The sequence below is a fragment of the Lactiplantibacillus fabifermentans DSM 21115 genome, from assembly GCF_000498955.2.
Classification (GTDB): Bacteria; Bacillota; Bacilli; order Lactobacillales; family Lactobacillaceae; genus Lactiplantibacillus; species Lactiplantibacillus fabifermentans.
Map to the genome: position 1 here is coordinate 25978 of NZ_AYGX02000104.1, position 10749 is coordinate 36726.

Annotated in this window: 9 protein-coding genes and 2 tRNA genes; 7 read left to right on the forward strand and 4 right to left on the reverse strand. The window is 46.0% G+C overall.

Annotation, left to right across the window (positions count from 1 at the left end):
- Window positions 1-8 precede the first annotated feature (8 nt).
- Window positions 9-1610, reverse strand: coding sequence for a sulfotransferase family protein (locus DY78_RS09735; protein ID WP_024624227.1), 1602 nt, complete (start codon window positions 1608-1610; stop codon window positions 9-11).
- 828 nt (window positions 1611-2438) lie between these two features.
- Between DY78_RS09735 and metE the strand changes: the two genes are divergently transcribed.
- The 3 genes from metE to DY78_RS09750 all read left to right on the forward strand — a co-directional run bounded on the left by metE (window position 2439) and on the right by DY78_RS09750 (window position 7048).
- The gene (gene metE / locus DY78_RS09740) at window positions 2439-4748 is read left to right on the forward strand and encodes a 5-methyltetrahydropteroyltriglutamate--homocysteine S-methyltransferase (RefSeq protein WP_024624228.1); all 2310 of its coding nucleotides are present in this window, start codon (window positions 2439-2441) and stop codon (window positions 4746-4748) included.
- Window positions 4749-4760: 12 nt separating this feature from the next.
- The gene (locus tag DY78_RS09745; RefSeq protein ID WP_024624229.1) at window positions 4761-6617 is read left to right on the forward strand and encodes a bifunctional homocysteine S-methyltransferase/methylenetetrahydrofolate reductase; all 1857 of its coding nucleotides are present in this window, start codon (window positions 4761-4763) and stop codon (window positions 6615-6617) included.
- 71 nt (window positions 6618-6688) lie between these two features.
- Window positions 6689-7048, forward strand: coding sequence for a DUF1516 family protein (locus DY78_RS09750; RefSeq protein WP_024624230.1), 360 nt, complete (start codon window positions 6689-6691; stop codon window positions 7046-7048).
- Window positions 7049-7089: 41 nt separating this feature from the next.
- Here DY78_RS09750 and DY78_RS09755 read toward each other — a convergent pair whose 3' ends face one another.
- Window positions 7090-7554: a GtrA family protein gene (locus tag DY78_RS09755; RefSeq protein WP_024624231.1), complete on the reverse strand. Its 465-nt coding sequence runs from the start codon at window positions 7552-7554 to the stop codon at window positions 7090-7092.
- A gap of 166 nt (window positions 7555-7720) precedes the next feature.
- Between DY78_RS09755 and DY78_RS09760 the strand changes: the two genes are divergently transcribed.
- The 3 genes from DY78_RS09760 to DY78_RS09765 are packed head-to-tail and all read left to right on the forward strand — an operon-like array spanning window position 7721 to window position 9312.
- The gene (locus DY78_RS09760; protein ID WP_024624232.1) at window positions 7721-8734 is read left to right on the forward strand and encodes a hypothetical protein; all 1014 of its coding nucleotides are present in this window, start codon (window positions 7721-7723) and stop codon (window positions 8732-8734) included.
- 9 nt (window positions 8735-8743) lie between these two features.
- Window positions 8744-8869 (forward strand): hypothetical protein, encoded by a 126-nt coding sequence (locus DY78_RS16800; protein WP_268872503.1) that lies wholly within the window; start codon window positions 8744-8746, stop codon window positions 8867-8869.
- A 14-nt stretch (window positions 8870-8883) separates the two neighbouring features.
- Window positions 8884-9312, forward strand: coding sequence for a hypothetical protein (locus DY78_RS09765; protein WP_024624233.1), 429 nt, complete (start codon window positions 8884-8886; stop codon window positions 9310-9312).
- Between the two features lie 306 nt (window positions 9313-9618).
- Here the strand turns inward: DY78_RS09765 and DY78_RS09770 are convergent, their stop codons facing one another.
- Both DY78_RS09770 and DY78_RS09775 read right to left on the reverse strand, forming a co-directional pair.
- Window positions 9619-10131: a hypothetical protein gene (locus DY78_RS09770; RefSeq protein WP_024624234.1), complete on the reverse strand. Its 513-nt coding sequence runs from the start codon at window positions 10129-10131 to the stop codon at window positions 9619-9621.
- A 134-nt stretch (window positions 10132-10265) separates the two neighbouring features.
- Window positions 10266-10338 (reverse strand) — tRNA-His (locus tag DY78_RS09775).
- A gap of 163 nt (window positions 10339-10501) precedes the next feature.
- Here DY78_RS09775 and DY78_RS09780 point away from each other — a divergent pair.
- Window positions 10502-10585, forward strand: a tRNA-Leu gene (locus DY78_RS09780).
- The last annotated feature ends 164 nt before the right edge of the window (window positions 10586-10749 follow it).

Sequence of the window (10749 nt, forward strand, 5' to 3'; positions counted from 1 at the left end):
TCTATTATCTATTTTAAAATTTCGTCAAAATTAACATTCACAAAATGGTTCAATTGCGCTTGGGCCTTAGCATCAGCGCTCGCTTGCCGGGCTAAATCCGTTAAGGTTGCCGCCACTTCGGTCCAATCTAATGGCCGTTTTAAGTTAAAGGCTTCATCCGCCGTCGTATCCACGGGTTCGACTTCATCAGCTTCACTGGCCACGACAAATTCAGCTAAGGTTTGTTTAGTAGTTGCACTCGTCAATTCATGGTCGAGTAACACTAAATAAGGGCGTTCTTCAACCGCTTTAATCACGCGGAAAAATTGGCGAATCACGATTTTTTGTTGATTTTCATCGGTAATTGCGGTGAAGTCTTCGGCTAACACGATATTGTGCGTGTCAGCGCCAATCTCATCACTGACGGCCGCCACCATTTCGGGAATCGTGCTAAAGACTTTGTCGCCAACCCCCCAGCGCGCTTCACGTTTCGCATTGCGCCGTAAGTAGTTGTTGAGGTCTTCTTTAGCTTCCACCAATTGATAGTCTTTGGTGTACGTTGCTAAGGTGGCCGTCCGACTAGCTAACCGTTGGCTAATCTCTTGGGCCACTTGGTGCATTTCATTGGTTTTATCATCGGTCATAACTACTTGGCTCGTGGCTAACAAATCATTCACTTGATTGATCAACGCTTGATCGCGACCAAAGACGTAATAGGTTTGATTGTCGATTTTCGCGTTGAAATCACGATATAACGACCCGTAGTCGGCTAAGTAGTCATCGGCCATTTTTTCAATTTTTTGTTGGAATTCAGCCGATTCGAAGAACGTTTCATCGTGGGCCGCTTGCATGCCAAGTAAGTACAAGGCTTTAACATCCGGCGCCACATCGTCCCGGGCTTCAAAATCACTTAAAGTTTCACCACTGTCACTCTTTTGTAAGTTTGGATCAATAAAGTCATCGATTTTAGCTTGTAAGGCGTCTTCATCGTGGGTCCAAGGTAGGTCAAATTTAGTGGCAATCCGCTTTAAAGTCGTTAACGTATCATTGAATAAATCTTCATACGTCACAATAATGCGGGGATGGTCTTTCGTATCACGTAACGACAAGAACGTCCGGACTTGCCATTGGCGCATCGCCAAGGTTGTGTCGCGGTGCCAAGCGCGGGCATTGGAACTGACAACATCCATGGGATTACGTAATAAGATGATTTCGGCGGGCTTGACGTCGACATCCGCTAAAACGTGTTGCCACAATTCAATATAATCGTTCATCCGCGGATCCTTAATCGCTAAATATTGTTCATCCGTGAAGAATTTTTGTAAGTAATCGGTCAAGGCTTGGCGATCTTTTTTCACCTTGGGACTATCATAATAGTCTTTAAATGCCGGCCGGTAACGAATCTTGCCACCTAAGGACTTATGAATATCAATGACGTCCTTATTCTCAAAATAACCTTTCGGGTTGATTTTCTTGCTTGGTGCCAATAAATTATCAGTACCGAGGGAAATTCCCATTAAGTTGATACATCTGGTCATTACGGAAGTCCCCGAACGACCACTGCCTAAAATTAAGACAGCTTGCTTATCGGCTTTTTTGCCGAAAAGTCGTTGAAAAAAGTTTTGCGTCATTTGCGATCATCCTAAACTATTATTTTTAATAAGTTGTCCTTGCTAGTGGGCTCATTAAGTATCCTATCAATAACTTTGTTCAATTCAATAAACATAATCCGAAAAAATTGTGATGAAACTATGAACCTGTGGTCACAGTTACCGTACAACGACTCATAACTAAGTGGTCAGTGACCCCACCTTTCTCGCGCGACCAACCAAATATGTCCAATCGGAGAAGTCCACCCCGTCTATCCATGAGCCAGTTTAAATCGCCGCGGCCGGTCACTTTAATCCTAATAATTGAATGCATTGATTATTTATTTTGGACAGTCGCGTGGTTGTCCCCCGTTACCCTGAAAATAAAGATACTTTTTTCAAAAATGTAGCTGACACTGCCTTTGATGAAGAAGTCAGTCGTATCAAGGATTAGCAACCAAGAATTAAATTAAAAAGTTAATATCAAATGAGCAAAACGACCCTTTTATTAAAATTCAATTTGAGCTTTCTTAAAATTGGTGGTATTTTTTACTCAACCTAATAAATGCAGAACGTATTGATGAGGAAAGTAAGTTTCGTCACCGGGACAGTGAGTCTGGAACAGTGTAAACCAGATCCGAGTGGACTTAACTGAAAAATGGCCTCTAAACGGCACCACTGAGCTTACGCCAGGTGATGACAGTCAGCTACTGTTAACCAGCTACCGTATGAAACGTACGGGATAAGATCAATATCGTGAGGTATTGGTAAACTAAGGTGGTACCACGAACGGCAACTTCGTCCTTTTAAAGACGAAGTTGCCGTTTTTTTACGTTGATATGTATGAAACTATTAAAGGAGTGGGCAAATATGACAGTTATCAGTAGTAATTTAGGGTACCCCCGGTTAGGCGAACATCGCGAATGGAAACATTTATTGGAACATTATTGGCGCCAGCAATTGACCGCCAGTGAATTCCATGCGCAAGCGAAAACGTTGCGCTTAGCCAACTTAGCCAAGCAACAACGTTTAGGCGTGGATTTGATTCCCGTTGGTGATAATTCGGACTACGACCACGTCCTTGATACGTTAGCCGCTTTCGGCGCCGTCCCGACCCGCTTCGGCCACTTCGACCACGCTTTGAATCTGGATAACTATTATGCGATTGCGCGCGGTACTAAAACGGCCGTGGCCGCTGAAATGACAAAATGGTTCAATATTAATTACCACTATATCGTCCCTGAATTTGACGATGTGGACTTCCAATTATTGGACAATCGGTGGTTGCGTTATTACCAAGAAGCTAAAACCGAACTGGGTATCGACGGCAAGCCCGTTATTTTAGGCCCCGTTTCTTTCTTAAAGCTCGGCAAACGCCACGGCCAATACTTAGATGACGTGGCCGTCAGTGAGTTATTACCAAAATTACTACCATTATACGTTCAAGTTTTTGCTGAACTCGCTCAAGCGGGCGCCAAGTGGGTCCAGATTGACGAACCAACGCTCGTAAAAACCACTGACCCAGCCGAATTAGCCCCCTATCATCATGCGTTGATTGCGTTACATGAAGCCGTGCCAACCCTCAACATCGAATTACAAACCTACTTTGACAGTTTAGACTTATACGATGAAATTGTGACGTGGCCAGTTCAAGCACTCGGCTTAGACTTAGTTCACGATCACGGTGAAAACTTAGCTCACTTACAACAAAGTGGGTTCCCGGCAGATAAGATTTTAGCGGCTGGCATTATTGACGGCCACAATGTCTGGGCCAGCGACTTGCAACAAAAGTTCGCGTTAGTCCAACAATTACAAGCAATCGTTGGGGCGGACCGGCCCCTCTGGCTACAACCGGCTAACTCCTTATTGCACGTTCCCATCACCACTAACAATGAAACTGACGCGGATCCCGTATTACTCGGTGGCTTAGCCTTTGCCGACCAAAAATTACAAGAATTGCACACACTAACGACCGCGGCCAATGATGGGATCAGTGCCATCCAAGCTGAATTTGACCGCAATGCTGCCAACTTAGCGGCCTTGAATCAATCGAGTCATCGTAACAATCAAGCCGTGCGGGCTGCCGAAGTTCAGTTGCCACAACAAACTTTCGAACGCCAAGCCCCCTTTGCCACTCGCATCAAGTTACAACACGACCGGTTACATTTACCATTATTGCCAACCACCACGATTGGGAGTTTCCCACAAAGTAAGCTAGTCCGTGCTAAACGGGCCGCTTGGCGCAAAGGCAATCTCAGTGATACCGACTATCAAGCGTTCTTACACGCCGAGACCAAGCGGTGGATTGACTTACAAAACAAACTCGGCTTGGATGTGCTAGTTCACGGGGAATTTGAACGGACCGACATGGTCGAATACTTCGGTCAAAAATTGACCGGTTTTTACGCCACCCAAAACGGCTGGGTCCAATCCTATGGCTCCCGCGGCGTGCGGCCACCGGTTATTTTTGGCGATGTCGCTTACACCGAACCCATCACCGTGGCTGAATCGGTCTATGCGCAAAGCTTGACGGCTAAGCCGGTTAAAGGCATGTTGACGGCGCCATTGACGATTATTAACTGGAGCTTCGTCCGTGACGACATTCCTAAGGCGCAAGTGCAAAACCAAATCGCCCTCGCCTTACGCCAAGAAGTTCAAAATTTGGAACAAGCTGGCATTAAAATCATCCAAGTCGACGAACCAGCTCTGCGCGAAGGTCTCCCCCTCAAGCAACGGCATTGGCAAGCCTATTTAGACGAAGCGGTCTATTCGTTTAAAATCACCACGACCGGCGTTAAAAATGACACGCAGATTCACACGCATATGTGCTACTCGAACTTCAGTGACATTATCGACACCATTAAAGCACTAGACGCCGACGTTATTTCTATTGAAACCTCGCGAAGCCATGGTGAAATTATTAGCGCGTTTGAACAAAACGGCTACGATAAAGAAATCGGCCTCGGAGTCTACGATATTCACAGTCCCCGCGTTCCGAGTGTGGCCGAAATCCAAGCAAACATTACCCGGGCTTTACGGGTCATTGATGCGCGCCAATTTTGGATTAACCCGGATTGTGGATTAAAGACACGCCAGGAACCTGAAACGCTGGCGGCTTTGAAAAACATGGTCGCCGCGCGTGACGCAGTGGCACAACAATTAAGCACTCCCGCACATTAGGAGGTGGTGGTTATGGATTTACGAACAGCTTTAAAGCAACGCGTATTAGTCGCGGATGGTGCCATGGGGACATTACTGTATGGTAACTACGGCATTGCCTCTGCTTTTGAAAATTTAAACTTAACCCATCCTGACACCATCTTACGGGTCCATCAATCGTATATAAATGCGGGCGCCGACGTGATTCAGACCAACACTTATGCTGCTAACCGACTTAAGCTCGCCCGCTATGACTTGCAAGACCAAGTCACTGCCATTAATACCGCCGCGGTGCATTTAGCTGTTAAGGCGCGCCAAGCGGCCGACCATCCGGTTTATATTCTCGGTACCATTGGCGGCTTAGCCGGTGATACCGACCAAGATATTCAACGGGCCACCCCGGCGGAAATCACGGCGAGTCTGACCGAACAACTGACAGCCCTATTAGCAACGGGACAATTAGATGGGATTTTATTAGAAACCTACTATGATTTACCGGAACTGCTGGCGGCGCTCAAAGTAGTCAAGGCCCACACGACGTTGCCGGTCATCACCAACGTTTCCATGTTAGCGCCCGGCGTCTTGCGCGATGGCACGACGTTTGCCGATGCCATCATTCAACTCGCCGCTGCGGGGGCCGATGTCGTTGGGACCAACTGTCGCTTAGGACCGTATTATTTAGCCCAGTCATTTGAAAACTTAGCGATTCCCGCCACGGTCAAACTCGCCGTTTATCCCAATTCGGGCTTACCCGGCACTGACCAAGATGGGCAAGTCGTTTATGACGGCGAACCAAGTTACTTCGAAGAATATGCCGAACGCTTCCGCCAACTCGGCTTGAACCTCATTGGTGGTTGTTGTGGGACGACACCGTTGCACACGGCCGCCTTAGTTCGCGGCTTAGCCAGTCGCAGCGTCGTTCCCCATGTTAGTCACGGGTATCATCCGGCCGCGCCGTCGTTAGCCCCCGCCAATGGCCAACATTTGTTTTTGCAAAAAGTTGCCACGCAAAAAACGGCGTTAGTCGAACTCGACCCGCCGAAAGACTTTGCTACCGATAAGTTCTTCAAAGGGGCCCAACGCCTCAAAGCCGCCGGAGTTGATGGTATCACGTTGTCCGATAATTCGCTGGCGACCGTGCGCATCGCTAATGCAACGATTGCGGCCCAACTGAAATTAAGCTATGGGATTACGCCCATCGTGCATTTAACGACCCGCGACCATAATCTGATTGGCTTGCAATCAGAAATCATGGGTCTGCACAGTTTGGGTATCGAAGATATTTTAGCCGTGACCGGTGACCCGGCCAAACTGGGCGACTTTCCCGGCGCAACTTCGGTCGGTGATGTCCGCTCCGTTGAATTGATGAAACTCATCAAACAGTTCAACAGCGGCATCGGCCCCACTGGAAAATCACTCAAACAAGCGACTGACTTTCGGGTGGCCGGTGCTTTTAATCCGAACGCCTATCGCACGACCGTTTCGACCAAGTCGATTGAACGCAAAATCAGTTATGGTTGCGACTATTTGATTACCCAACCTGTTTTTGACCTAGCCAACGTCCAAGCGTTAGCGACCGCGTTAGCCGACAATCACCTCGACATTCCCGTTTTCGTCGGCGTGATGCCGTTAGTTTCCAAGCGCAACGCCGAATTTTTACATCACGAAGTCCACGGCATTCGCTTACCCCGATCCGTCCGCGACCGCATGGCCCAAGCCGAACTAGATGGCAACGAACGCGCGGTCGGCATTCAGATTGCCAAAGAGTTAATCGATGGCATTTGTGAGCACTTCAATGGCGTTCACTTAGTCACACCGTTCAACCGGTTTAAAACGATTATCGAACTCGTTAATTACGTGCAACAAAAGAATTTAACACCAACAAAATAAAAACTTAACGCCGCCGTGACACGCTTTCATGCTAAAATTAGACATGAACGTAAATCGGAGGCGTTTTTTGAATGATGTTAATAGTTCATTTAGTCAGTTGGGGGTGGTTGATTTTAATGGTAATCGCCGGTTTGACCCGCCACTCCATTAAAGCGGCCAACCGCTACTTGATTTTAAGTCGCTTAGGCTACCTGCTAATTATTATTAGCGGGGTCTATCTCAGCACCAAAACTTTCAGTGGTGCCTGGCTACTCACCACGCTCAAAGCCGTCTTAGGAATTAGTACGATTGGCTTGATTGAAGTCGCCTTCGCGCGCAAACAAGAAAGTCGCCTCACCCCGCAATTATTAGGGTTGATGATTGGTGGACTAATTTTAACGACGATTTGTGGCTTTAGCCTCCACTACTTATTAATGGGACGCTGGTTCTAATTGCAGCAAAAAAATAGCGCTGGGCCGATTTGCCCAACGCTTTAATTATGGTTACTCAGTCGTTTCATAATATTACGGCGTAACCGCATCTTTTGATTTTGTTCCATGAAGATGAGTCGCGACGTGCCATAGTTGAAAATGCCGACTAAGACTTGGTCTAAAATTTTGACGATCATCGGGCCCCACATTAACATGGAAATGCCGACAAACATAATAAAAGTGTCAAAAAAATACGAGAGCCCGCGCGTCACCATAAAACCCGCGAATTCACGACACCAATGCCAAAAGTTTTTCGACTTAGAACGGAAAACGACCGCTTTATTGGCAAAAAAGCTAAACAAAGTGGCCAGCACCCAAGCAATCGTGTTCGAAAACAAGTAATGTTCAAATAAGACTGAATGTAAGACCCAAAAGGCCAGCACATTAACGAGTGCGGCCATAAAGCCAAAAATGGCGTATTTCCAAAAATATCGATATCGTCGGTAGACTTTTAAGATCCACTGCACTATGTTCGCCGCCGTTTCTTAAATAATTGCGATAACTTTCAAGTCATTTATGAACCATCATACCCCACCGACCTAGTCACTGACAAGTTTGATTAGTAAAATTGGCGCTGACGGCGGGACTCTACTATAATTAAACTAACATGCAATTCTTCTGGAGTGATACTTAATGAAAGTCTTAACCTATTTGGCCGCCAGCATTGCGATTAGCGTTATTTTGCTAATCATCTTGATTGCGGTTCTCATTCATAATCATCATCAACGCCAAGCGGCCAATAAACAAGCCGATTTGCTCAAGTCGATTCGAACCCGCCTCGTCAAGCAAACGTTGGCCAAGCAACAACAAGATATTTTGATTACCAAGTTGCAAACGCAAAACGACGGCTTTAAAGACCGCTTGCGTAAAGGCACCCCGCATCCGGTGCGGGTACCACAAAACCGCCGGATTAATGCGAATTCGCGGGCGATTTTCCGGTCATATGTCGTCGGATTAGATTATTACCAAAAGGAATTCGAAGCGGCCTTGGCGGATGCGAGTCGGCGGGGTTACTTTAAACCGTACGACGACTATGACGAAGGCGGGCTTAAAGCGGATTACTTATATGCTAAAAAGTACCGCGTCGATGCCGATGCCAACATCGGTGAAATCCAGTTAGTCGAAGAAGTCGACGGGGCCGACCGGTCTGTCCGTGTCGAGCTGAAGGTGGCTGAACATGGTTACGTCATCGGTTATTTGCCGAAAAAGCAAGTGAACGAAGCGTTCAACGTCATCGATATTTACGCCAACTCCGTTTTGACTTTGTCTTCTAAGACGAACTTAACTGGTGGTGAATGGAAGATGGCCATCGATGCCGTGGATGAAATGCAATACATGACCGACCCGAATGCGCAAAATCGGGCCCTACCCGACTACGGTTCGATTGATACGCCGTTACAAATCAAGACCGGCAAAAAATCATACTTCTTACAATTTACTTTATATGAAATGCAAATTGCGAATGACCAAATTCCAATGTATAGTTTGGTTGATACGATTGATGGCCAACGTGGCTCGATTATTGCCATTGAAGCTGGCCCAATCAGTTACGTGATCGAAGTTGAAGCTGGTTCCGATGTAGGGGCCAAAATTAGTGTCATTCCAGAACAAATTGCCCGCGTCATTTGGGTGCCTAATTGGAAGTGAGGCTTAGTGATGAAAAAACTAATTATCACCTTAGTGCTATTAGCCGGTATTGGCATTATGGTCAAGGCCGACTATCGGATTATTAAAACCGCCCCCTACCCGACGTTAGCTCAAGAAAGTAGTACCACGAAATAAAAGGAGCTGGTTTTGTGTTAAAACGCATTGGGTTAATTTTGGCCGGCTTAGCACTCATTTTAAGTGGGTGCACCAGTAAAGCTGAACCATCAGTTTCAACGCAACAGGCCAATCGCGTCGCCGCGGCCAATCGGCAAAGTGCCGCGGCCGCCGCGGCTAAAGCCCAAGATGCCAGTGCTGAAAAGGCCACCGGTCAGCAGTATCAAGCCGACAATGATCACATCACCGGTCCAAACTTTGCGGCCGCCGCGGTCAAACAAGTCTTGAATCAGCCAACTAAGCAAGTCTATCATGCAGTCCCCACCGTAAACATTGACGGTGATGGTCATCATTATTACCAAGTCGATGTGTATAGTCGGCAAAAAGATGGTGGGCGCGGCCATTTATTGGGGAGTTACTTTGTTTATTTAAATGGCCATATTACGACGAAACAACTCGATTAAAGCGTGGAATAAAAATATTCGACCTCACAAAACATCCTAAGACTAACTATCGACTACTGATACTTGCCGCTTCCGGTCAGCACTAATTCCAGTTGCCGTGGCGACCGGCTCGAGCCCAAAAGACATGGTCTCTCACCTCACTTCTATTACTGCTGACCTCCAGCTAAACTGACTGATTTCAATTTTAAACACAACAAGTCCCGGCCACTATTTATGACCGGGACTTGTTGTGTTTTAGACGTGCCGTACAATTGCTAGCAAGAGTGAACGTTGACGTTCGAAGACTTTTATCTTAGTATGTTTAATTTAGCGGCCAATCTTATTCAAATACTGACTGCCATTATATTGATAACTGTAATTATGCTTAACTTTTTGTCGCGTATAAACTTCGAAATAGCCCATATTGTAATATGACTTCATCACCCGTTTACCTTTGACTTTTTGTGCTGACAGCCAAAAACTCCCCATGATTTGAGCATCATATTGGAATTTATCGTTAAAAATATAGTTGGCCCCACCATAACCCTTAATGCCTTTGCTGCCACCAGTACCTTTATTGAACTTTCTCACATAAAGTTGATGCCAAGACTTCTTTTTCGGTGTATATAACGTTTTGCCATTATACTTAACGGCCTGCTTACTAATAACCATCTTAGTCCATTTATTTTTGCCGCGATATTGGTACCAAGTTCCCCGTAATTCTGTTGGCGTGGCACTATGACCTGCATACTTTGCACTCGCTGTTAAACTCGTACTCGTTCCTAAAGCCAATCCAAGTAATACTAGTAGTCCCACTAACCAGACCTTTTTTCCCCGCATTTCCCCATCTCCAAATATTAAATTATTTATAATACGCTAATCAGTATAGCGCTCCCGTAGCGACAAATAAACGGTCTTTCGCAAAAAAAAGCACCCAAGTTTAACTTGGATGCTTTCGTCTTATTGATGCTTAGGGCGGTATGTGGGAATCGAACCCACGCGTGCCGGAGCCACAATCCGGTGCGTTAACCACTTCGCCAATACCGCCATCACAAATATTAATTTGTCAACAAAGACTAGTATACACCTCTTTGCCGTCCTGCCAACCGCCTTTTGCAAATTTCGTGCAAAAAATTGCATAAATATAGAAAAAGGTTTATTTTTGGGCCACTTTTCGCTATAATTAACGGTGTTGTTGAATAACAACTTTGCCCCAGTGGCGGAACTGGCAGACGCGCAACGTTCAGGTCGTTGTATTGGCAACAATGTACAGGTTCGAATCCTGCCTGGGGCATAATTAGGTGAACTAGATGAAGCTTGAATCTTGTTAAACGTTGATTTAACGGCATTCAAGCTTTTTTAGTTTGTATTAAAAAGCACTACTAATTTTAAAAATTTGTCTTTATTTGGTAGATTGCAAATTTAATCCGAATTTTTGGACAAATTGTTCAGCATAAC